The sequence below is a fragment of the Alteromonas sp. C1M14 genome (assembly GCF_018860965.1).
Classification (GTDB): Bacteria; Pseudomonadota; Gammaproteobacteria; order Enterobacterales; family Alteromonadaceae; genus Alteromonas.
In genome coordinates, this window is record NZ_JAHKQF010000002.1 from 178,721 (window position 1) to 202,170 (window position 23,450).

18 protein-coding genes are annotated in these 23,450 nt (G+C 43.5%); 7 read left to right on the forward strand and 11 right to left on the reverse strand.

Translation table 11 applies throughout. The annotated features are described in order from the left end of the window. Positions 1–1,434: a cytochrome-c oxidase, cbb3-type subunit I gene (gene ccoN, locus KO501_RS01365; RefSeq protein WP_216027847.1), complete on the reverse strand. Its 1,434-nt coding sequence runs from the start codon at positions 1,432–1,434 to the stop codon at positions 1–3. Positions 1,435–1,668: 234 nt separating this feature from the next. Between ccoN and KO501_RS01370 the strand changes: the two genes are divergently transcribed. Beyond that, positions 1,669–2,121 carry a hypothetical protein gene (locus KO501_RS01370; RefSeq protein WP_216027848.1) on the forward strand — a complete coding sequence of 151 codons (453 nt, stop codon included), beginning with the start codon at positions 1,669–1,671 and terminating at the stop codon, positions 2,119–2,121. A gap of 28 nt (positions 2,122–2,149) precedes the next feature. Here KO501_RS01370 and bfr (KO501_RS01375) read toward each other — a convergent pair whose 3' ends face one another. From bfr (KO501_RS01375) to KO501_RS01385, 3 genes are all read right to left on the reverse strand, one after another. Continuing rightward, positions 2,150–2,617: a bacterioferritin gene (gene bfr, locus KO501_RS01375; RefSeq protein ID WP_216027849.1), complete on the reverse strand. Its 468-nt coding sequence runs from the start codon at positions 2,615–2,617 to the stop codon at positions 2,150–2,152. Further along, positions 2,617–3,093 (reverse strand): bacterioferritin, encoded by a 477-nt coding sequence (gene bfr, locus KO501_RS01380; protein ID WP_216027850.1) that lies wholly within the window; start codon positions 3,091–3,093, stop codon positions 2,617–2,619. The genes bfr (KO501_RS01375) and bfr (KO501_RS01380) overlap by 1 nt, the downstream gene beginning before the upstream one ends. A 118-nt stretch (positions 3,094–3,211) precedes the next feature. Next, positions 3,212–4,801 carry a cation:proton antiporter family protein gene (locus KO501_RS01385; protein WP_216027851.1) on the reverse strand — a complete coding sequence of 530 codons (1,590 nt, stop codon included), beginning with the start codon at positions 4,799–4,801 and terminating at the stop codon, positions 3,212–3,214. Between the two features lie 193 nt (positions 4,802–4,994). On the opposite strand from KO501_RS01385, the gene KO501_RS01390 reads away from it, so the two are divergent. After that, a complete protein-coding gene (locus KO501_RS01390) occupies positions 4,995–6,623 on the forward strand; it encodes an FMN-binding glutamate synthase family protein (RefSeq protein ID WP_216027852.1) in 1,629 nt (542 codons plus the stop codon). Between the two features lie 67 nt (positions 6,624–6,690). After that, complete coding sequence (locus KO501_RS01395) at positions 6,691–7,113, forward strand: universal stress protein (RefSeq protein WP_216027853.1); 423 nt, start codon at positions 6,691–6,693, stop codon at positions 7,111–7,113. Between the two features lie 5 nt (positions 7,114–7,118). On the opposite strand, the gene KO501_RS01400 is transcribed toward KO501_RS01395, so the two are convergent. Further along, a complete protein-coding gene (locus tag KO501_RS01400; protein ID WP_216027854.1) occupies positions 7,119–7,475 on the reverse strand; it encodes a hypothetical protein in 357 nt (118 codons plus the stop codon). A gap of 487 nt (positions 7,476–7,962) precedes the next feature. Between KO501_RS01400 and KO501_RS01405 the strand changes: the two genes are divergently transcribed. Beyond that, positions 7,963–10,950, forward strand: coding sequence for a TonB-dependent receptor (locus KO501_RS01405; protein WP_252728053.1), 2,988 nt, complete (start codon positions 7,963–7,965; stop codon positions 10,948–10,950). Between the two features lie 68 nt (positions 10,951–11,018). Here the strand turns inward: KO501_RS01405 and KO501_RS01410 are convergent, their stop codons facing one another. Continuing rightward, positions 11,019–12,290, reverse strand: a complete 1,272-nt coding sequence (locus tag KO501_RS01410) for a DUF945 family protein (protein WP_216027855.1) — start codon at positions 12,288–12,290, stop codon at positions 11,019–11,021. Positions 12,291–12,362: 72 nt separating this feature from the next. Further along, positions 12,363–12,728 (reverse strand): hypothetical protein, encoded by a 366-nt coding sequence (locus KO501_RS01415; RefSeq protein ID WP_216027856.1) that lies wholly within the window; start codon positions 12,726–12,728, stop codon positions 12,363–12,365. Between the two features lie 323 nt (positions 12,729–13,051). Between KO501_RS01415 and KO501_RS01420 the strand changes: the two genes are divergently transcribed. Next, entirely contained in the window at positions 13,052–13,585 is a 534-nt protein-coding gene (locus KO501_RS01420) for a peroxiredoxin family protein (protein WP_216027857.1), read from the forward strand. 92 nt (positions 13,586–13,677) lie between these two features. Here KO501_RS01420 and KO501_RS01425 read toward each other — a convergent pair whose 3' ends face one another. Further along, positions 13,678–14,079, reverse strand: a complete 402-nt coding sequence (locus KO501_RS01425) for a MerC domain-containing protein (RefSeq protein ID WP_216027858.1) — start codon at positions 14,077–14,079, stop codon at positions 13,678–13,680. Between the two features lie 133 nt (positions 14,080–14,212). After that, a complete protein-coding gene (locus KO501_RS01430) occupies positions 14,213–15,271 on the reverse strand; it encodes a tyrosine-type recombinase/integrase (RefSeq protein WP_216027859.1) in 1,059 nt (352 codons plus the stop codon). Between the two features lie 1,309 nt (positions 15,272–16,580). Between KO501_RS01430 and KO501_RS01435 the strand changes: the two genes are divergently transcribed. After that, on the forward strand, positions 16,581–17,717 hold the full coding sequence (locus KO501_RS01435) for an OprO/OprP family phosphate-selective porin (protein WP_216027860.1): 1,137 nt from the start codon (positions 16,581–16,583) through the stop codon (positions 17,715–17,717). Positions 17,718–18,065: 348 nt separating this feature from the next. Beyond that, positions 18,066–18,419 (forward strand): hypothetical protein, encoded by a 354-nt coding sequence (locus KO501_RS01440; protein WP_216027861.1) that lies wholly within the window; start codon positions 18,066–18,068, stop codon positions 18,417–18,419. Positions 18,420–18,573: 154 nt separating this feature from the next. On the opposite strand, the gene KO501_RS01445 is transcribed toward KO501_RS01440, so the two are convergent. Further along, on the reverse strand, positions 18,574–20,109 hold the full coding sequence (locus KO501_RS01445) for a glucan biosynthesis protein (protein ID WP_216027862.1): 1,536 nt from the start codon (positions 20,107–20,109) through the stop codon (positions 18,574–18,576). A gap of 213 nt (positions 20,110–20,322) precedes the next feature. Further along, a complete protein-coding gene (locus tag KO501_RS01450; RefSeq protein WP_216027863.1) occupies positions 20,323–23,436 on the reverse strand; it encodes a CusA/CzcA family heavy metal efflux RND transporter in 3,114 nt (1,037 codons plus the stop codon). Positions 23,437–23,450: the final 14 nt, after the last annotated feature.

Here is a 23,450-nt window from a genome sequence, read left to right on the forward strand (position 1 = left end):
TTATGCTGCTTGTGCTGCAGGTTCAACTGCAATACTGCCTTTTGGCGCACGCACGGTTTTCCATGTGTTGTAAGCCATTACAAGCATGCCAACAACAACAAATAAACCACCTATAAAACGCACCACATAGAAAGGTTTAGACGCTTCTAACGATTCTACAAAGCTATAGGTGAGTGTGCCGTCGGCATTCACTGCGCGCCACATAAGGCCTTGCAGAACACCTGACATCCACATGGCAACGATGTATAGCACGACGCCGATAGTGGCTAACCAGAAATGCACATTAACCAAGCGAGTAGAGTACATGGCTCGCTGATCAAACAGTACGGGGATAAGATGGTAAATTGAACCAATGGATACCATGGCTACCCAACCAAGCGCGCCAGAGTGAACATGGCCGATGGTCCAGTCGGTATAGTGGGATAGGGCGTTAACTGTTTTGATGGCCATCATTGGCCCTTCAAATGTTGACATGCCGTAGAATGAAAGGGAAACAATCAAAAAACGTAAAACTGGGTCGGTACGCAACTTATGCCATGCTCCAGAAAGCGTCATAATACCGTTGATCATGCCACCCCAGGATGGAACAAATAGAATAATCGACATCACCATACCTAATGACTGGGTCCAATCGGGCAACGCAGTGTAGTGAAGGTGATGAGGGCCGGCCCATATATAAAGTGAAATAAGCGCCCAGAAGTGAACGATGGATAAGCGATAAGAATAAACTGGACGACCGGCTTGTTTGGGGACGAAGTAGTACATCATGCCAAGAAATCCAGCCGTAAGGAAAAAGCCAACGGCATTGTGTCCGTACCACCATTGCATCATGGCATCCACTGCACCTGCATACAGGGAGTATGACTTAGTAAACGACACTGGAATGGCCATACTATTGCCGATATGCAACACCGCCACGGTAAGCATAAAGGCGCCAAGGAACCAGTTTGCCACGTAGATATGGGAGACTTTTCGAATCACCAAGGTGCCGAAAAAGTTAATGATATAGGCAATCCACACCAGTGCGATCAGGATATCAATTGGCCATTCTAATTCCGCGTACTCTTTGGTCGTAGTCAGACCCATAGGTAGCGTAATTACCGCCAAAACTATCACTGCTTGCCATCCCCAAAAGGTGAAAGCGGCAAGTTTATCGCTGAACAGACGTACTTGTGAGGTACGTTGTACGATATAGTATGAAGTCGCAAAGAGGGCACATCCACCAAAGGCAAATATAACCGCATTGGTGTGTAAAGGTCGTAACCGCGAGAACGTTAACCAAGGCGTATCGAAGTTCAGTGCAGGAGCAAATAATTGCGCAGCAATAAATACTCCAAGGCCCATTCCTATGATACCCCAGACTATCGTCATGATGGTAAATTGCCTGACTATTTTATAATTGTAATCAGGTTGTGCTTGGCTTATTTCACTCATTTGATTGATATTCCACTTCAATGATAAATGGGTTTTCCACGGATTGCTTATCAGAGGTAAATGTAAAGTTGCAGGCTTAACATTTTACCCATCAAAGATGGTATTATTATTAACAGATCCATTGGTACGCGGATGATAAGATTTTTATTTACAAAAAGATACCATAAACTAGTCGGGGTTGATCTCCGTCAAAGGTCGTAAACAAATACTGCTTAGTTATGCATTAAACGAACTATGAGATTAAAAACAACGTTGCAAAAGTACCTGCTTCCAGCACTTATCCTCATTGTAGCCGCTGGGGTTTATGTTGCACAAAAAATGTCCACTCAGTCAAGGGGCAACCCCCATTCTTCAACCCAGTGTCATTTTGATGATCTGTCTTGCGAGCTAGCGGTGGGTACCACCAGTCTTAAGGCGACGTTTTCGACTATACCCGAAGCCGAAGAAACCATTACCGTTCAGTTTTCTTTAGATCCACAATATGAAATCGAAAGTGTTTGGATTGAGGGGATAAACATGTATATGGGGAAAATCCCTGTGCTCGTGGAAGAAATGAGCCCAGGCCAGTGGTCAGGTTGGTTTATGTTAGGGAGTTGCAGCGAACCGCAAATGCAATGGCAAATGCTGATGCATATAAAGGGGCTCGCGGATCCTAAAATATTTACTTTCACCACAGACACACACTGATTAGTCAATGGGTGTCTGTGGCCGATAATTACATTTGAGAATGCATATAAAGGGGTAAGCCTAATCGCTTGATGAGTCCTAATTGTTGTTCTAACCAGTGGGCATGATCCATTTCGGTATCATCTAGCAGAACAATGAGCATATCTCGGGTGACATAATCTTGTTCGGTTTCACACAAAGCAATCACTTCTTTCAGCTTCGCATCGACTTCATATTCTACTCGTAAGTCACTTTCAAGCATAGCAGGCACATCTTCGCCTACTTTAAAGCCGGTACGAGTTTGCATGTCGGGCGTACCCTCTAAAAACAGCATTCGTTCAATTAGCTTAGTGGCGTGACCTTTTTCATCGTCAAATTCATGATTGATACGCTCGTACAATTTCGTTAAGCCCCAATCGAGATACATCTGAGAATGAATAAAATACTGATCCATCGCTGCTAATTCAAAAGATAGTAATTCGTTAAGGGCCTTTATAACCGCTTGATTACCTTTCATTATTCATCCCCTTCGATTTGATGTAACAAGTAATTCTCTAAACCCATAGTAGAAATTTGATATTCTTGGGTTTCTATCCAGTCGAGGTGCTCTTCTTCATACTCTAAAATATCTTCAAGCAGATCCCGACTAACGTAATCTTGTTTTTCTTCACATAACGCAATGGCTTGTCTTAGCAACGGCAGTTGCTCAAGTTGAAAGCGACTGTCGCACTGAAGCATTTCTACGGTGTCCTCACCAATATACAGCTTTCCTAAAGCCTGCAAGTTTGGCAACCCTTCAAGAAAAAGAATGCGCTCGATAACTGCGTCGGCTTGCTTCATGTCTTTAATGGATTTTTTGTAGTTCTTTTCGTTAAGCTCGCCAAAGCCCCAGTTCTTGAACATACGTGCATGTAGAAAATACTGATTGATGGACGTTAACTCGCTGGTCAATACTTCGTTCAGTATTGCGATGACTTGTTTATCGCCTTTCATAATGTGCCCCTAATTTGATATGACCAGAAGGATAGACTAAAACCTGATCTAAATCAAAAAAATACTTTAAAAAACAATAACATGAAAATGATAATGATTCACATGTTGTCCTCTTTTACTATTGGGTGTTTGGGGGAAACACGGTGGTATTGACATAAGCTAATGATTCTTCGGCAAAACCAAGGCCGGCTTCGGTGAAAAAGTTAAATACTTTGTCCACACCTTGGTTTAAAAGCGCTTGCACTTCATCCTCATAACGGGCGATGGCAGCAATCTTGCCCTGATATCCACTAAACTTTAATTGATGGGTGATATTAATGGCATCTTCAATTGAAGGCAGGGCCAGTAGGATAAGTTTCACCCCCGATATATCGATATTCTGCCACAGATCGATATCCTCACCGTCACCACAAATGACATTGAGCCCTTGTTTTTTTAACGTACGAATCTTCCCTTGATCGGCATCCATTCCCCAAACCGATTTGCCTGCTAGATTATTGAGTGAATTAAATGCCCCTAATCCCACACGGCCCATACCAATGACAAGGAATTCAGCTTGAGAAACCACAGGGTAAAGATCCCCCGGTAAACGCTCTTTGCGCTCAAATCGTATAAGGTGGGACTTAATTTTTAAATACCGTGAATGACTAGAACGATAAGCAATGCTAGTGATCACAAAGGAAAATGATACGGCAAGGGCAATAATAACCAACCAACGAGGCGCTAACAGCCCCTGACTGACTGCCAATGCGCCTATGATCAGACCAAACTCACTGTAGTTACTCATGATCAAAGACGTGAGGTAATTAGTACGAACCCGTAATTTTAATGCTGTCAAAAGACCAAAAAACAGGGCTAATTTAACGACGATAAAGACGCATAATACGCCTGCTGCCATTACCATACTGAAGTCTGGCAAGGCGGTTAGCCCGATAGATAAGAAAAAACCAATAAGAAATAGATCTTTGAAACCCATTAACGATTTTGATAACTCTGTGGCTTTGGCGTGCTTGGCTAGCATGATGCCCATTAAGAGGGCACCAAAGTCGCCTTTAATGTTTACCAATTCAAACAGATGGTAACCGCCTAAGGCGAACACCAAGCCTGTGAGGGGCAGTAATTCTCCGTGTCCAGAACGGTCAATGAGTTTATTCAGTAGCGGCAGCAGGGGAATAATGGCAAGTAAGGCAAATGCCCAGACCGACGGGAGTTTGCCGGTAGCGGCCACTAAAAACAGTACTGCGAAGACATCTTGCATCACCAGGATGCCTATGGCTAATTTACCATGGCGGGTTTTTGCTTCGCCACTTTCTTCAAGGACTTTAAATACGCACACGGTACTGCTGAAACTAAGGGCAAAAGCGATGAGAATGGCACTGGTAAAAGATAAGTCGCCCATGAATGAGGAAAATAGTGCGGCAACACCATAAAGGGCAGCTGATATAAGGCCAACCCATATGAGTGTATGGCAGGTGCTGCCAAGGTAGACTTCCCGTTTACTTAAGTCTTTAACATTTAGCTTAAGACCTATACTAAAGAGCATAATGGTGATACCCAGGTCGGCAATTTGCTGAAGTTGGTCGGTCATCGCGTAACCTAAGCCGTTTAAAACAAACCCGGCTATTAAGAAACCCACTAAAGGCGGAATGCCTATAAGCTTGACTGAAAGACCACAGATAAAGGCAAAAAGTAGAAAAAGATATTCCATTAAATTACTGCTCAAGAAAAATAAGTTAAGCTCACAGCATAAGCATGCTTGAACGGATAAGTTTTGTAAATCCTAAGAGAAAACTAAACTAAGTTGCCATTCATAACAAATTTGAGGCAAGTCAGCGTGTTGATGATCCTCTTCTTGGTAAAATACATACCCTACATCAGTTTGCAGACACAATGAGAAAAAAATGCATCACCGAATAATTTATACGTTACTGGCCGTCTTTGTTGTTAACTTGCTGCTAAGCCTTTTTGTTTCCGGATTTGTGTGGCTTTTACCGGTCACCTTATTGTGCTTACTTACGGCGGTTTATGACGTCAATCAAAACCGACACTCCATCTTAAAGAACTTTCCCTTAGTAGGGCGGGGGCGTTGGTTTATTGAAGGGTTGCGGCCCTTTATTCAACAGTACCTTCTTGAATCTGACATCGATGGTAAACCCATTAGCCGCATGCATCGTGCGATTGTGTATCAACGTGCTAAAAATGTACTCGATAGCTCACCTTATGGTACACAGCTTGACACCTATCAAGCCGGTTATGAGTGGATTGGGCATTCCCTTTCTGCAATGGAAATTGATGAAATGGATGAAAACCCCAGAGTCCATATCGGTGGTCCGTTTTGTCGCCAACCCTATCAAGCCAGTATTCTGAATATTTCGGCCATGAGCTTCGGTGCACTAAGTGCAAATGCAGTCAAGGCACTGAATCAAGGTGCTGCCAAAGGAGGGTTTTATCATAATACCGGTGAAGGTGGCCTCACTCCCTATCATTTAGATAACGGTGGCGATGTGGTGTGGCAAATTGGTACGGGTTATTTCGGTTGTCGCCATGAAGACGGCACCTTTGACCCTCAGGCGTTCGCCGATAAAGCCACCCATGACAATGTGAAAATGATAGAAATTAAACTGTCTCAGGGCGCCAAGCCGGGGCACGGAGGTATTTTGCCTGCGGATAAAAATACCCCCGAGATCGCTAAGGTACGAGGCGTAAAACCCGGTACTCAAGTTGACTCACCACCACGGCATACGGCTTTTTCAACCCCGCTTGAAATGATGGATTTTATCCAACAGCTGCGGGAGATGAGTGGTGGCAAGCCAGTAGGGTTTAAACTGTCTATTGGCAGAAAAAGTGAATTTATAGCCTTATGTAAAGCAATGGCAAAATCAGAGATTTACCCCGACTTTATCACTGTCGATGGCGGTGAAGGCGGCACTGGCGCTGCGCCTCTAGAATACGCAAACTCTATTGGCTTTCCCCTTCGCGAAGCTTTGGCATTCGTCGATGATTGCTTAATGGGGTTCGATTTGCGTCAACATATAAAAATTATCGCTTCCGGTAAGATTATTACTGCCTTTGATATCGTGAAAAACCTAAGTTTAGGTGCTGATTTATGTAATTCTGCACGAGGGATGATGCTGGCATTAGGTTGTGTGCAATCGTTATCGTGTAATACTAATCGATGCCCAACGGGTGTGGCGACCCAAGACCCAGCCCTTGCTCGCGGCTTAGTGGTAGAGGATAAAAGTGTCAGGGTTTGCCAATTCCACAATAAAACCGTTAATGCATTTATGGATATTTTATCTTCCACAGGGCATGGCTCCCATGACCGGTTAAATCGTACCCATGTTTTTCGCCGTATCAATCATGCTGAAGTGCGCCGTTATGACGAAATTTTCCCCTTAGTTAAACGAGGTGCATTGCTTGGGGAGGCGGTGCCTGACCCCTTTAAATTGCATGTACAAGAAGCCAGTGCACGTAGCTTTATGCCACAAAGTCATCTGGCTAGAATCGAAGAAGAAACAAAAGCGGTTTAAAATTGATGTCAATCAACATTGAGGGCACAAAGGTACACTATACTGAGCCATAACAAAGGAGCTAACAATGAAAAGTTACCAATCCATCCTAGTGGCAGTAGACATCTACTCAGACTATGAACCGGTTATACAGCGCGCATTAAACATGGCTGGCGATGGTGTAACGGTCAATCTTATTTATGTTGTGTATCCACAAACCAGTATTGAGCCGTACGGCTTATTTTTAGAAACGGATTACTCTGATGAAATTTGCCAGCAGGCGAAAACCCGGCTCAAGGATCTTGCCACGAAACACGGTATATCGAGTACTAACACCCATGTAGTGGTCGGGGCGGCCGCAGACGAAATTCATGAAGCGGCAGAGCGACTCAAAGCAGATCTCATTGTCATAGGTACCCATGGCAGAAGTGGGGTGCGTTTGCTGCTAGGCTCTACCGCCAATGCGGTAATGCATGGTGTAAAAATTGATGTACTGGCAGTGAAGGTCTAATTCTTTTAGAACGAAGCCGCCTTTTGTCCCGCAGGAAGTTGCGCGTTTACCATATCGGTAACCGTACTTTCGATTAATTTAAGGTGGGAATGGTGCAGCTTCGTTTTTTGAACATTATCAAAACCAACGGTTTGAAACTCAAGATCATCCCCTGCGCTACTTACTCTTACATAGGTTTGTTCATCGCTATTGGTAATTGGCACGCGAATATATAAGGGTTCATTATTTGTCTCCAAATATGCATACGCGGCCTTTTTACTTTCAAACGGGGATTTTTTTTCCGGTTGTAAGATCCATTGATCAGATTGCTGGAGGATCTCAATAAGTAACTTTGCGTGTTTCGTGTCAATTTCACATGTCATGGTGCATTCCTCTATATTCAATCTTATGTGTTGCTACGGGAAACGTGCACAAATAGTTCGAATGTTCACCAAAGTCACCGTCAGTATTCTTGAAACCTCTAAGTTTTGAATAAATAATTTAAGTAAAGAACACTTACTTATCGCTGGGATTATTGAGAAAATCCCGGTCTGTTTACATATTCCTTTCATTCTTGAGCATATAACCTACGTCTATGCCGTGATTTTCTAAAGTCCTCTAAAAGCGCCACTATAAAAGGAAAGAAACAAGTCTATTACCTTTGTTTCTGCGGATTTAAGCGCATGGGATTAAAAAGCACCATGGTAATACCTTTAAGGTAAACGCTCTATTCTAAACATAAAATATTACAGATATTCCTGTATGTAAGAAAAAACTATTCTTGACGATATCCTTACGTGGCTGTTAAATGAGTTAATATAATAAAAAAAATATTCAAAGAATAACCAGAACAACACAACAGGTATCACTATGAAAATGGAAAGAGCACGTTTTGCTGCTTGCTATCTTAGTAAGCAAATCCGTCAAGCTTGGAACCCCGTTAATGTAATTGCACCTATCTGTTTAGCCACTGCGGTACTTTCTGCTCCCGCCATGGCTCAGCAACAAACAGGTAGTATAAGAGGACAAGTCGAAGCAGGAGACATGAATACCAGCGTGGCAGGTATTGAAATCATCGCTACTAGCGCTGTGATGCCAAAACCTCGTACGGCCACAACCCGAGAGGACGGTACCTTTACTATGCCGTTTTTGTTACCCGGTGAATACACGGTGTCTTTTTCGTTGCCCAATGGCCAAACAAAAGCGTTTACTACCCAGGTATTACTAGAGCAAGCGTCATCCATTAACTTTGTCTATTCCCCGGATAATACCGAAGTCATCACCATTACCGGCAGCCCTTTTGTTACCACGGGTAACTCATCTTTGACCAATTCATTTGGTGCTGAGGTATTGCAGTCTTTGCCCACAGGGCAGACCTATCGGGATATGCTGAAAATATTACCTGGTGTGGAATATTCAGAAAACGGCACATTAGGTCCATCGGCCGGTGGTTCGGGTGCTGATAACAGTTATGGTTTTGATGGCGTAGATTTATCCATGCCCATGTTCGGCAATTTGTCTTCCGAACCTTCTACTCACGATATTGCTAACGTATCGGTGGACCGCGGTGGAGCTAAAGCCATTGGTTTTAACCGTTCAGGTGGTTTCTCTGTAAATTCGGTATCTAAATCAGGCACCAATGAATTTCACGGAAGTTTAGAATATCGTATTCAGCCTTCATCATTTTCTGCCACACCTAAAGATGGCGTAATACAAGATACGGATCAAACCTGGATTGTCGGCTCTGTAAGTGGCCCCCTTATTGAAGATGAGTTGTTTTTCTATGGGTCTTTCTATCGTCCTGAAGTTGATGGCAGTAGTAAAACCACAGCATACGGCCCAACAAAAGACTACAGCAGTGAGCGTAATGAGTATTTTGGTAAATTAACCTGGGCGCCTACCGACGATATTTTGCTTAATGCCAGTATTCGTGATTCAGAACGCACGGTAACAGGGTCGTCTATTGGCGAATATGAAACGGATTCTGTTTCAGTGGGGTCTGAGTCCAATCTAAATATCTATTCTGTTGATGGTTCTTGGTTGCTTGGTGATTCAAGTATTTCATTTAAGTACGGTAAATACGAAGAAGACTTTATCGACACGCCTGATGTCGAATTAAGCGGTATCACGCCGGTTATTGGTAATTCACTGGATATCACCAGTTTGGATCAATTGGGTTACTTCAGTGTACCGAGTTTGCGTACAGGTGATGATTTAACCGATGAAGACTTACAGTTCAATGCCGGGGCAATCGGCCTAATTGATCAGTATGGCTATATTGATGACGACGGCTCCTATGCCGGTGGCGGTGGCGTCGGCGCCTATTCTCAATACAATCGACAGTCTTTTGAACGGGAAAGTTTTGAACTGGCCTTTGACACAGAAAAAATGTGGGGCAACATGTACCACACCATTCATGTTGGAGCAAAATGGTCAGAAAGTACTGAAGATCTGGCCCGTCTGTCTAATGGCTGGGGAACTATCAGCTATGTGGGCGGTGTAGATGATGAATATCCAGGGGCTTATTACGTCGCGGCAGTACAGCAAATGAGCTTAGCCGTTGATGGCGATGTCACACCATCAATTATTTCCTCTTCCGAATCCTATAATTTTGAGATTAACGACAGCATCGAACACGGTGATTTCACCTACAACATCGGTGTTTTGGTATCTAAAGATGTTTATTACGGACAAGGCCTAAAAGCCAATAGTAGTAACGTCTCTGGTTGGGAAACTGCACCGGGTCACAAATACAAAATGTATACGGTGGACTGGAAAGACATGATCCAACCCCGTTTAGGGGTTACCTGGGAATACCAGAATGAAAGTACCGTATTTGCCAACTATGCAAGCTACAACCCCAATGCTAGCTCATTGGCCCGTGCTGCGTCTTGGGACAGAAACTCCCGAGCGACTATTGAAGTTCAGTTTGATGAAGACGGAAATTATCTCACCTCGGGCGCCAAAGCAGGGTCTTCGGGTAAATTCTTTGCCGATAACATGAGTCCCCGTCGTATCGATGAATACACCATTGGTACCACCCGGGCCGTTAGCAATAATCTGATGCTTCGTTCACACCTGCGTTTCCGTTACGGTAGCCATTTTTGGGAAGATATGCCCAATGATGCCCGTTTATACGGTGATTACGAAGGTGGTTCAGTACCGGACAGCATCGCCGAACAGGGGTTATACATTGATAACCTTGATGAGTTAAGAGCGGAAGTGGGTGGTTCCTCCTATGTGGTAGCTGAAGTTGACGAAGGTCAGACCAAATACTGGGAGTGGAGCACGGAAGCGGAATGGTTTGGTGAACGTACTTACCTAAACGTTTCTTACACGTGGAGTCACTACTACGGTAACTTTGACCAAGACAACACCACGTCCACTAACGATGCTAACACCTTTATCGGTTCATCCTATTATGGTGATGGAAGAGGGCGTATGCCATGGGATAATCGCTATGGTAATCTCATTGGCGATAAACCTCATAAGCTAAAAGCCTTTGGTTATTACACCACTGATTGGGATGCGAATATTGGTGCTTACTTTATTTTCCAATCTGGTGAAGCTTGGACAGCGTGGGATGGTACGGTATACGGTTACTCATCCAGTATTAGCCGCTACGCTGAACCCGCCGGAAGTCGTCGCGGTGCCAGCCATTGGCAAGTGGATTTAAACTATACCCAAGATTGGGATATCAGTGACTATACCCTTAAATTCCGTGCTGATCTGTTCAACGTATTTAATAAACAAACCGGTTATAGCTACGACCCTTATGTGAGTAATGAGACATTTGGTGAGCCTCGTGAATATTACAACCCACGTCGCTTACAACTGTCAGTAACCATGCAGTTCTAAGGGTTAAGTTGTTCTAAAAGCAATAAAAAACCGCCAAATTTGGCGGTTTTTTTTATTACTTCAATTGATTAAAACTGCTGAAGAACTGTGCCATTTGCACTTAGGGTTCTGTCTTTTATTGTAATTTCGGTGGTGTAATTACCTTCGCTGTCTTTAGTTGCCATGCCCATTTGGGTATATTGCTCAAGAATCGGTACTAATTGGGGGAGGGCGGATGCCACATCTTTGCCTACGCTGGCATTAACCTGCGCATTGGACTTAGCCGCAATTTCACCCGTATCGATATCATTAGCGGTAAAGCTATCAAAGGTAATCTCGCCGTTTAAGGACACAGGCACACCATTTACAGATGTAGAGAAATCATTAATAACAAAACCGGGCTCATTTTTGCCCATTTCGTTAAGCATGTTGGTGAGAACTTCTTGTTCTGAAGCACCATTATTTTGAAATGAATTCATCATTTCTAACGCTTTTTCACTTAAGCCAAATAACCGAATATCCATAGAAAGCTCGGTTAATTCAACAGGCATTAACCCGCCGTTAATGGCCATTGCTGGAGAGTTGACATAATATTGTACGTCATATTTATCGGTTTCGTATTCAGACGAGGCGCTCGATACAGTGATTGTATCAGCAGAAAATGATTCGCCATTAACGCTGCCTAATTGAATATCATCGACGGTAACAGAAGATGTACCAATATAGGTGATCCCGCTTAATAAGGTCATATCTGCATTAAGGCTAAGGTTACCAATAGACATATTGCTATAGCTCTCACTAACCGCCATGCCACCCCAATTCAAATCTATGGTCAGTTGCTCAAACGCAAGATCCGAATTAGACGTCATGGTTAACGCTTCAAATTTTACCGGATCACCTTCATTATCTAAGGTAAATTTACTGGTATTAACATAACTGGATACGGAATTAGTTAATGGACTAAAACTCCAGCCAGTATCATAGGAAAACCCATTGATCTTCTCGACAATATCCTCAGGGATAACGTCGTCAGGCAACGAAATTTCGTTGTGACAAGACATATAAAAGGGGTAAACACTACACACATTATTGATGGTGACATCAAAGGATTCACCATAAAGATCGGGCAGGTCTAAATCTTCAAAAAACTGTTCAGTAAGCGTAACGGTATATACATCTTCAAGACTAACAAAAGACGAGGCAAGGTCACTTTTTTGTATATCAATACCAAGATCCTGGTAAGAGTCTGCGTTACGTTCTAGCGCATCGGCCACTGCCGTTTGATAACTGTGTTGGGTAAACCACATGCCAAATGCAGCTAGCGCTGATGCGCCAGCAATGACTACGATCCCTTTTTTCATTCTATTTTCCTACTTTTGAAATAACCCTAACTGCAAAAAAGCTGGGGGCGTAAAAAGACTTGATAACGGTTTCTAGTAACAAGTCTGCGTTATTTTCGTATATAACAGGGTTTCCATTTCCCGAACCCGTTTATAAAAATCGTTGGGCTCATCGCCTTTATGCATGCCATCGACGGTCATGGCATAACCCGATATTTTACCGTCCAATGTTTTGTTAAGCATCCTTACCTCATAGCCCTCCATTTGAAAGCGAAAAACCTCTGCAGAGGTGAGGGAGAAATGACTTACAAAGGGCTGCCCTTGAATGGAACTGGCGATACAGTCGGCGGAAACGGGTTTGTTATAAACCCGATCTAGGCCTGCCATGTTGTTTTCTGGCTTGCAAGCCGATAGCAGCACTGTTGTTAAGGCTAATGGAACTAATGGGAAATACTTCATAATAATGCCATAACGAAAAAGACGTTTATTATCCGAGTTACGGCTAGCTTAGTAAACCATTTACGGGAGAAAAGCCGTGGTTTGTCCGTTTTTTTAATAAACCCATGTTTCGAATAGCGCCAATAGGTTACGCGTAACTATTTTGTTAAAATAACGCAATATAATCAATGGTTTGAAAACTTGCTAAATCTTAGGCTCGAGTCTGCTCGTAAGCAAGTTTGTTCATTATGGCTTGCTGATAAGCCACTAAGTAGTTTGTATTTGTGGGATTTTGACGCAAATACCCAGCGCAAACACGACGTAAATTAAATAATGAGGTGTATATGTCATCGAAGATAAATGCAGGAGATTCCTTTCCTACCATTAAAGTGACCAATTACGATGGTAGTGAAGTGCTACTAGGTAACCCAAGAAATGACTTTGATTGGCAAGCCATTTTTGTATACCGGGGTAAACATTGTCCTATCTGTACTAAGTACCTCAGCGAAATCGCAACGTATACGGAAAAATTTGCTGATGTAGGTGTCGATATCATTGCCGTTTCTGCTGACTCACAGTCACAGTTACAAAAACATCTTGAAGAAATTGATATCAATTATCCCATTGCCTACGGACTAACAGAAGCACAGATGAAATCGTTAGGCTTATATATTTCAGAGCCCCGATCAGATAAAGAAACCGATCACAACTTTTCAGAGCCAGCATTATTTGTGGTAAACGAAGAAGGACGCGTGCACATTGTTGAACTTGCGAACGCACCTTTTGTGCGTCCAAAACTCGATACGTTAGTGAGTGGGTTAGGCTTTATTCGCGATCCGGAAAATGATTATCCCATTCGAGGTAAATTAACCTACTAGCTAAAAAAGGGATGGTAACAGCAGGGCGGTGAAAAAGGTTTTATACTGCCCTGCTTAATTATGAGAGAAAAAATAAACGGTAACTTGCCCGCCTAGTTACATTCGCAGTTGTCTTTTTTGCTTTTGCGGCAATACCAATAATTAAGACCGTGGCCCGTAGCCACAAATAAGGCACCAGTAACGGTTAACATTTTTTCAGCCACTTCGCCAAAACGTTCGCCGGCAAACAACGCTAATACCAGCAGTGTGAGACCAGTAGCCACCACCGCAATTAATGGATATTTTTTATGTTGGCGACAACCGTGAGCAAGGGCCAATACACTGCAAGGTATGACGGCAATGATCATCCAAAAATGAAAGCGTTCATCGTCAAGACCAAGTGCTGCCATGGCAGGAACGATGGTCATTAAAAGCGGCAATGCAAGGCAATGAATGGTACATGCCACAGACAAGCCAATGGACAACTTATCGGTTAACGCTTGAGTTTTGGTCATCTATGAAGATCCTATGAAAGCTTTAAACAAGTAAAGCACACGACAAAGAACAGGTTTGCCATCATCTAAAAACGGCGCGCTATGTTACAATATAACAATTACTAAAGTAAATCGTTTTTTGTTCAATTTGAGGCTAGCGGTTGTTTTTAGCTGCCAACTTCGCCATACCGCCACGTTTCACATTAGCTTGACGACTATAATGGCCTGGCATTTCCGGTGACGCCCAACCGCCGGCCAACTGCATTTCCGGCAATGTGGCGCCGTGTTCGGCTAAGGAGACGGCACCGCCAACACGGCCACTGTGGGGAGTAATATTCTCTTTGATATCCGCTTTTTTGGCAACTCGTTTCCACACGCGGTAGATACTTGAATATTCTAAAACATGTTGCTGTGTGTTGTGTTGGTGTTCTTCATAGGGAAGTAGGGCATGGCCACGATTAGACACCCGTCGAAATAAAATACCTTTGTTAATGCGGCGGGGATCCTCCGTCGATCTTACTGTGCGATTAATTCCATCGTAATTGGCTTCATTGACGTATTCATTAATCATGTCAATCGTACTTGAAGAAATAAAGCGGTATGAGCCTTGCCCTGATTGGTCGGATTTAGAGGTGATTACTAGTAGGGCGTTATTCCTTTTATCTATGTGTTCTAGTTTCACCCGCACCAACTCATCGGCACGCAAAAGCCCGTCAAACATCAAATTAACAATGGCTAAATCTCGCATTTCTAACAGGTTATCAGGGATGATTGATTCATTGATTTTATCTAACAAATCCACAGTAAGTGCAGTGGCTTGGTGTTCACTAAGAGCGTATTTTTGATTTTCCACCAAAGAAAGTTTAATAAAGTCTCGCAGATAGACTGATTGCACAATGGGGTTAGGTAAACAGGCGATTTTTAAAAACTTACTTAATGCACTGAGTCGTCTTTTGATTGTTCGGTAGGCAAGGGGGCTTTCGCACAAACAGGATACGTAGTCTTTAATGCAGGCCTCGTTATTTGCCATAGAATCGTTAAAACCTGATAACTGGTGTTGCTCGCAGAACACCGCAAATTCATTAAAATCACTGATGTAGGCCCGTTGGGTGTTACGAGGAAGTTTGGTGAAAATATCCGAAAAATAGCGTTTTACTTCATGTTTATAAGTATCGGTAAAAGCCTTGGTGGTAACACGCATAGTCTCATTCATGGTAAATCACTAATTGCTCTTAAGAAAACCCATGGTGTGTATCACTAAGATAGCTCGGGTAGCACGGTTTATATGTATAAATATACAGTCTAATGGCAAAAGTGTAAATCTTCCTAAGGCTAAGACAATGGAGTACAGAGAAATAGTATGAAAATGGCATGTATTGCCAAGTAAAAAAAGCAGGTATTGCTAGCTAGGTGTAGCGAGTTAAATGCTTGTTGTGCAGTTGATGTGCTCAGTGTTTTAGCGTCACGCATGATAATCCCAATTATCTTGCGTGACGCAGCATTAATTAGGTGTTTTTAGCGCCGTTAACCAAATTTAAGCCTTGAAGCAGTACTATCTATTACGGTAATGCCGCTGTCAAACGTGCCACCGTTATTTGTTATCTAGTATGGATATGCACACTAAGTAACGTCCTTTAGCGGCCTAATCATATCGAAGCTTTGAGTTCTCATCTGCGTTAACACTACAGGTAAATCATATCACTCGAATTTTGGTTGAATTCACCATTGTTAGAGGATCAGGGCTTTTTTGCTTTGAAAAAGGCACGGCTACCATTACTGATTAAATTCTGCATCTTTAGCGGTGATTGTTCTAATCATAAATAAAGGCTAATTGGCAAAGACGACAAGCCGGCAATACACGAAACACCAGGGCACATCTACCTGCGGGTTTTACACAAATCATAGTTAACGTTGATGCGACTTATACAGTAATCATCTTCAGGTTTGTGCCAAGAAAAACACAGCAAAGGTCCGATTGTTTTTTATAAAGTGGCTAACGCTAAATAGGGTAAACAAGCCGTTTTAGTGTGGCTGAGGTAGCCAGTTTACAACGCCAGTTAAAATCATAGCGTCCTGTGTATGCCTTACTATAGAAATATAGTCTATTTAACATAATATACATTATGCGCAATTGCATAGTTTACCCATTTTATAAGTCCAGACCAGTTGTGCTGTTGCTTTTGTCGTGCGTGATGGCTTACATACTTATGTTGGCTCAGCGCTATGTCTGGGCTTTATTGAACGTGCGTGAGTTTAAAATCTAGCGGTATTATGGCGACAACCGGTCACAGAATTTACGTAGCGCTCGGTGCTTAGTTATCTTTTTTTAGTTGCTACTGCTCGCGCCTCTTGCTGTTGGTAGTGAACCTTTATTTGCATTTGTTGCTATTAACTTATGACACAAATATGACAGTGCTGTTGAAGATTTAAATAAGTGCTTTACACTTGCTTCCAATCTAGCGTGGTATCTTTTATTTATGCGTACAGTTTCAACACTTTCAGTAGTGCTTGGTCTTTATTCAATGGGTTCACATAGTGACGGTTATGCCGATGGCTATACGGTGTCATCAGGAGATCCAGGGATCGCCATTGAATCGAATGACGGCAACAATGCCATCCTTATACAAGGACGAATACAGTTTCGTTATGCTTCGCCCGATGATGATCAGCCTGTGATTAAGGACGATTACCTTAACGATGGCGAAACACAATTGGGCGTTAATCGCGCACGGATAAAAGCCAAAGGACATGGCATCAAGCCCTGGCTCAAATTTTCAGCTGAATACGATATCAGCAGCAACACGCTACTCGATTATCGCATCATGATAGAAAAGACAGACTGGTTGAAATTTAAAGTGGGTCAATGGAAGTTTGAATACTCAAGGGAAAGAAGTATTAGTAGTGGCGGCCAGCAAATGTTAGATAGGTCGATCATTAATCGTCATTTCACCATTGACCGACAACTTGGTGGCGCCGTATATGGCCATGTTGATGCTGGCGGTATGGCAGATTTCAATTATTGGGCAGGTGTAGGTACAGGCTCTGGCCGTGGTGCCCACAGCGATGATGATCACCATCCGCTGTATTTCGCTCGTTTGCAATGGAATTTTTTGGGCAAACAAGTGCCCTTCACTGCCAGTGATCTAGGCTTTTCACAATCACCTAGGGCCAGCTTAGGTTTCAGCCGCGCTTGGAATCGTTCTCGTTATACCCGATTTTCCTCTGCCGGTGGCGGCGTTATTGCCGGTATGGAAGAAGGCACTGATGGCCAATATCATATTAAGCAGTATGCTGTTGATATTGCCTATCGATATCAAGGCGTGAGCAGTCAGGGCGAATATCATGAAAAAGAAATCACCGACGCTGCAACGGGCGAACGACGGACATTGCGCGGTTACTATGTCCAAGCCGGATATTTGGCCCATCAGTTAATACCCCAATGGCCAAAAGCATTGGAAATAGCCGCTCGGTATGCACAATATACGCCTGACTCCAGAACCAGTGTGCGCCAGTCTGAGCAAGCGTTGGCGTTGAATTGGTTTATCTTAGGCCACGATAACAAAATCACCGCTGACGTCACCCGTTTTGATTATGATGATCCATTATCAACTACCCTTGATAAGTGGCGTTATCGGGTACAGTGGGATATTACCTTTTAATAAAACATCATATAAAAAATGACTTTTAATTCGTGGCTAGTACTTAATTATTACTTTATTTTTCTAACACGTTGCTTTTTATAATAAAGCCTGCAATATTAATAAGGTGCTTCAAATTTAACGCGAGTGAGTTTGCAGCGACCAACTATCTAATCTGACGGATCAGCAATGAACGCAGCGTAAATGCGCTTAGCGTGTAATTTCATGGAAGCATTCAACGGTATGTTGACACGTTTATCCCTCTGGTTACCTTCCGTCAATTAGCTCTAGGCAAGAACACAACCCTAAGTCCATTGTGGGCATAACAACACGTATAAGTTCGTAGGATTTATAGAAAGGAGAAATAAGGTGAATGAAGCACCCACGGAAGTAACAAAAACATCAGATTCCACCGCAAAAATTGTTTATATACTTTATTTGGTCGGTCTCTTTTTTGGGATAACTGGCATCATTGGTGTGGTGATGGCTTATATTAATAAGTCAGAAGCACCAGAGTGGTTAGCATCCCATTATAAATTCCAAATTAGAACTTTCTGGATAGGTTTCCTATATCTGTTCGTTGGCTCTCTTTTGTCGATTATTATTATAGGATGGTTTGTAATATTATTCTGGGTAGTATGGTTAATTATCCGATGCGTAAAAGGTATGAAAGCACTGGAAAATCAACAAGCACCAGAAAATCCAGACAGTTGGATGTTCTAAACAAAAAGGCGCAAAAGCTTCTGCTTTTGCGCCCTCGTGTTTTTGTCGTGGTTTCGTCCTTTACCCTAAGCTAGACAGAAGACCAATCAGTCCCCTTCCCTTTACTCCCTAGATAACAACACACTGCCGATTAAGTCACGGCATCGTCTTACCTTTACTTGATGGTTACCTTAGCGTCACTAACCCAAGTCTCGGAAATGACCTTATCGTTTTTGGTCAGGTATGCTCGAATACTCACCGGATCATTGTTTGACTGTTTATAATCAAAGGTGAGTCGCCAATGATTGGTTCCCACGACCTGATAGGCGCCGATGGGTTCGATGATCTCGCCGTTACTGGCTTCCACTACGGGTTCTACACCGCTGTTGCGATCCAAACCTTCAAGTATCGGCCCTTCAAAATCTATTACCATTTTGTTAACGCCTTCGGGTACGGGTTGACCTGGAATACCTCCTAGACCCTGACGTGTGGCCACAACAGTGGCTAAATTATCTGGTTTTGGATCAGAGGGACGCCACTCAATATCATAAGAAAAGGTAAATTCATCCCCTTTTTGAGCTGCTTTTTGTGGTACCCAATAGGCAACAATATTATCAAAGGTTTCATCTTTCGTTGGAATTTCAACTAATTGCACCGCGCCTTTTCCCCAATCACCAATGGGTTTTACCCACGCTGAAGAACGTTTATTATAAAATACGCCGTCATCTTGGTAATGGTTGAAGTCTCTATCTCGTTGAATAAGCCCAAACCCTTTGGGGTTTTCATCCATAAAGCTATTGGTAGAAACGCCATGAGGGTTATTAAGTGGCCGCCAAATTCGCAAACCAGAGCCGGTATCAATGGCTAAGCCGTCACTATCATGTATTTCTGGGCGCCAATCTTTAGCGATGGTTTTATCTTTTTCTGAATACCAATACATACTGGTTAAAGGTGCAATCCCTAAACGTTCTACATCTTCACGCATGTATAAATTGGCGGTGACCGATGTGATATGGCCTTTGGCTTTTTCGTTGTCCTTAGCTAACCCAAAGCGATACGCACCAGAGACTGAAGGCCCTTCAAGCAATGCCCAAACAGTAAGATCTTCACCTTTTTTATCGGCAGGACCTAACCAAAATGCTGAAAACCGTGGGAATTCTTCAGGTTGATTCATGCCGGTATTGATAGCAATCCCCCGGGCGGATAAACCGTATTGCCCTTCAGGGCCATCGGTTCTGAAATAAGACGCGCCAAGAAAGGACACCCAATCTGGCTTCATTCCAGGGCGCATGATCCTAAAGCCTGCAAAGCCGAATCCATCAGGAAGATCATGGGCCGGACTATCTTCTGGCATATCAAAAAGATCATTGGTAAATGGCACTTCATTTACGATGTTGTCTTCGTCGCGCAGGTATATTTTCACTGGTTGCGGAAAATAACGACCAGGGTAAAACAACTGAATTGGCGACTTTTTGCTATCTGCATACAGGCTTTCATCTTCTTTAAAACGAATTTTCCAATGTTGGTCATACCCGATTTTATCGATGAGGTCTGGCGCCGGAACCGTCGTAGGATGATAAGGCTGGGAAGCAGATGCTTTCGCCATTGCTTTGAGATCATCAAAGGTGAACTCTGTATTATCCATATTCGGTGCCGCATGGGCTGACAGCGAGATAGAAAAAACCACCGCGATAAAGGGCTTTAATTTCATAAAGGGGTATCTCCAATAAATTTAGCTGCGAACAAAAACGAGCAGGCTTTGATGGATAAAAAGTATAAGGGGAATTGATGCAACCTACTATCCTCTTTAACAACTGCAATTTGCGGTAAAATAGTCTTAAGCCTATTTATTAGTAAAAAGCCTGCTTAAAGGATCAAAAAATTGTTTCGTAGATAAGGGCCAGCTAGCTGGCCCTTTTATATTTTAGGAGTGAGACGTCGTTTTACTACGGTGAACAAGACTGTACAAAGCCGGCAGCACAATGAGTGTCAGTAATGTGGATGAAATAACACCACCAATGACCACTGTAGCTAATGGCCGTTGTACTTCGGCGCCGGTGCCCGTATTTAGCGCCATGGGTACAAAACCCAGGCTGGCAACTAATGCAGTCATTAACACTGGGCGTAAGCGCATCAACGCACCTTCTAGTATGGCATTGAGTAAATCGCCATGCTTGTCCCATAGATCACGAATAAAGGTCACCATCACAAGGCCATTTAATACGGCTACACCAGATAGGGCAATAAAACCAACACCGGCGGATATAGACAAGGGCATATCCCTTAACCACAGAGCAAAAACGCCCCCTGTCAGTGCGAGTGGTACCCCGGAAAAGATAACTAACGCGTCTTTAAGAGAGCTAAAGGCCATGATTAACAACCCTAATATGATGGCCAGTGTAACAGGCACCACAATAGATAACCGTTGGCTTGCAGACTGAAGTTGTTCAAAGGTACCGCCAAAATCTAACCAATATCCACTGGGTAACTTTACCTGCTGTTGAAGGCGGGCTTTTACCTCGCTAACGAAGGAACCAAGATCCCGTTCGCGCACATTAGCGGTAATGACCACACGACGTTTACCATTTTCGCGACTCACTTGAGCCGGAGCAGGGTTAATGTTGATGTTCGCCACTTCGCTCAAAGGAATATATCCGCCATTAGGTAGTGCAATGGGAAGTGCGCCAAACTGGTTCACGTCGTTGCGTATGGCTTCAGGCAGTCTCACCGCTAAGGTAAAACGACGATCCCCTTCATAGATAGCGCCCACATCTTCTCCCCCTATTGCGGCAGATAGGAAGAACTGTAAGTCGGCCACATTGAGGCCGTATCGGGCCAATGCTGTGCGCTTCGGTTCGATAGATAATAAGGGCAGCCCTTCTACCTGTTCCACCCGGGCATCTGCGGCCCCATCTACCTGATTTACCACCGCTAGGATCTGATCAGCCGTGCGTTTTAAGGTGGTTAAATCGTCACCAAAAACTTTAATACCCAAATCGGCACGAACGCCGGAAATTAATTCATTAAAGCGCATCTGAATAGGTTGGGTAAATTCGTAATTGTTACCCGGAACGCTTTTGGCTTTATCTTCAATAAGGGCCACCAAATCAGCTTTTGCCATGTTTGGCTGTCGCCATTCACTGCGCGGCTTAAGAAGTACAAAAGTGTCAGTCACATTTGGCGGCATAGGATCGGTTGCCACATCGGGGGTTCCGATACGGGAAAAGACTTTTTCTACTTCTGGAATGTCCAAAAGCGCGTCTTCTAAGATTTCTTGCATACGCACTGACTGGGCTAAACTGGTACCGGGAATACGCATGGCGTGTAAGGTAATATCGCCTTCATCTAGTTGGGGTACGAATTCCGAACCCAGTGTAGACATTAGCCATGAACAGGCCGCCACCAACAACATGGCGGACAATATCACCACCAAACGAATTTTAAGCACGACATGTAAAATTGGCCGATACAGGGATTTACTGGAACGGACAATAACGTTCTCGGTTTTAGGCATTTTCCCGTTCATAAAGACCGCCACCATGGCAGGCACAATGGTTAGCGAAAATACCATGGCGGCAATCAACGCCATGACCACCGTGGCCGCCATGGGATAGAACATTTTGCCTTCCACACCGGTTAGGGTAAAAATAGGTATGTACACCACGGTAATAATGAGTACACCAAATAAAGCAGGACGGATAACTTCAACGGTGGCTTCGTACACTAACTCTAAGCGCTGTGGTACCCCTAGCTTACCGTGTTGTTGGGCTTGGGAAAGTCGCCGCATGCAGTTTTCGACGATGATCACCGCACAGTCAACGATTAAGCCAAAATCCAACGCGCCTAGGCTCATCAGGTTAGCCGTTACCCCGGTTTGTACCATGCCAAAGATGGTGGCAAGCATAGATAAAGGGATCACCGCGGCAGTGATCAATGCGGCTCGTAAATTGCCTAACAGCACAAACAACACGACCACGACTAACAATGCCCCTTCCAGAAGGTTGGTCTGTACCGTATGAATGGTTTTGTTCACCAGTTCCGTTCTATCGTAAACTGTTTCTAGGTATACGCCATCAGGCAAAGAGGCCTTAACCGTTTCTAATTTTTCAGCAAATTCTTTGGCCACTCGTTGTGAATTTTCGCCCACTAACATCATGGCAATACCAATCACGGTTTCTTTGCCATCGGCGGTTGCTGCACCGGATCGTAACTCTTTACCGATAGCCACCTCTGCCACATCTTTAACAAACACTGGAGCGGTGCCCTGTTTTCCGATCACTACCTGTTCAATGTCTGCAATGGTTTTTAATTGCCCGGGAGAGCGCACCAGTAATTGTTGGCCATTACGTTCAATAAACCCCGCACCTCGGTTATTGTTATTGTTACGTAGGGCTTGTGCTAAATCATTGAATGAAATTTCATGTTCAAGTAATTGCGTGGGATTGGGTAAGACGTGGAACTGTTTGTCGTAACCACCAAAGGTATTAATCTCTACAATGCCCGATACCTGTGCTAATTGGGGTTTGATGATCCATTCTTGTATTTCCCGTAAGGCGATGGCATCGAAATCACTGCCATCGGCTTGTTTAGCACCCGGTTTAGCCTCAATGGTATACATGAAAATCTCACCTAAACCACTGGCAATGGGCCCCATGGTGGGTTCAATGCCCGCTGGTAATTGGCTTTTAATCGCACCTAAGCGCTCATCAATCAGGTTGCGGGCAAAATAAATATCGGTCCCTTCTTCAAAAACCACCGTTACCTGAGATAAACCATAACGGGACATGGAACGGGTGTATTCTAGTTGGGGTAAACCATACAGCGCGGTTTCAATAGGAAACGTAATACGCTGCTCCGTTTCTAAGGGGGAATAACCCGGCGCTTTGGTATTAATTTGTACCTGTACATTGGTGATATCAGGCACAGCATCAATAGGCAGTTGTTTATAACTCCACACGCCCACGGCCACTAAAACCAGTATCATGCTAAGCATGAAAAAACGTCGGGTAATAGATAATCGAATAAGATAATTAATCATTTAAATCACCCAAG

Excerpts from the sequence above, each read along its gene's own strand:
- ccoN (WP_216027847.1), bottom strand. The coding sequence starts at position 1,434 with ATGAGTGAAATAAGCCAAGCACAACCTGATTACAATTATAAAATAGTC.
- KO501_RS01370 (WP_216027848.1), top strand. The coding sequence starts at position 1,669 with ATGAGATTAAAAACAACGTTGCAAAAGTACCTGCTTCCAGCACTTATC.
- bfr (WP_216027849.1), bottom strand. The coding sequence starts at position 2,617 with ATGAAAGGTAATCAAGCGGTTATAAAGGCCCTTAACGAATTACTATCT.
- bfr (WP_216027850.1), bottom strand. The coding sequence starts at position 3,093 with ATGAAAGGCGATAAACAAGTCATCGCAATACTGAACGAAGTATTGACC.
- KO501_RS01385 (WP_216027851.1), bottom strand. The coding sequence starts at position 4,801 with ATGGAATATCTTTTTCTACTTTTTGCCTTTATCTGTGGTCTTTCAGTC.
- KO501_RS01390 (WP_216027852.1), top strand. The coding sequence starts at position 4,995 with ATGCATCACCGAATAATTTATACGTTACTGGCCGTCTTTGTTGTTAAC.
- KO501_RS01395 (WP_216027853.1), top strand. The coding sequence starts at position 6,691 with ATGAAAAGTTACCAATCCATCCTAGTGGCAGTAGACATCTACTCAGAC.
- KO501_RS01400 (WP_216027854.1), bottom strand. The coding sequence starts at position 7,475 with ATGACATGTGAAATTGACACGAAACACGCAAAGTTACTTATTGAGATC.
- KO501_RS01405 (WP_252728053.1), top strand. The coding sequence starts at position 7,963 with ATGAAAATGGAAAGAGCACGTTTTGCTGCTTGCTATCTTAGTAAGCAA.
- KO501_RS01410 (WP_216027855.1), bottom strand. The coding sequence starts at position 12,290 with ATGAAAAAAGGGATCGTAGTCATTGCTGGCGCATCAGCGCTAGCTGCA.
- KO501_RS01415 (WP_216027856.1), bottom strand. The coding sequence starts at position 12,728 with ATGAAGTATTTCCCATTAGTTCCATTAGCCTTAACAACAGTGCTGCTA.
- KO501_RS01420 (WP_216027857.1), top strand. The coding sequence starts at position 13,052 with ATGTCATCGAAGATAAATGCAGGAGATTCCTTTCCTACCATTAAAGTG.
- KO501_RS01425 (WP_216027858.1), bottom strand. The coding sequence starts at position 14,079 with ATGACCAAAACTCAAGCGTTAACCGATAAGTTGTCCATTGGCTTGTCT.
- KO501_RS01430 (WP_216027859.1), bottom strand. The coding sequence starts at position 15,271 with ATGAATGAGACTATGCGTGTTACCACCAAGGCTTTTACCGATACTTAT.
- KO501_RS01435 (WP_216027860.1), top strand. The coding sequence starts at position 16,581 with ATGGGTTCACATAGTGACGGTTATGCCGATGGCTATACGGTGTCATCA.
- KO501_RS01445 (WP_216027862.1), bottom strand. The coding sequence starts at position 20,109 with ATGAAATTAAAGCCCTTTATCGCGGTGGTTTTTTCTATCTCGCTGTCA.
- KO501_RS01450 (WP_216027863.1), bottom strand. The coding sequence starts at position 23,436 with ATGATTAATTATCTTATTCGATTATCTATTACCCGACGTTTTTTCATG.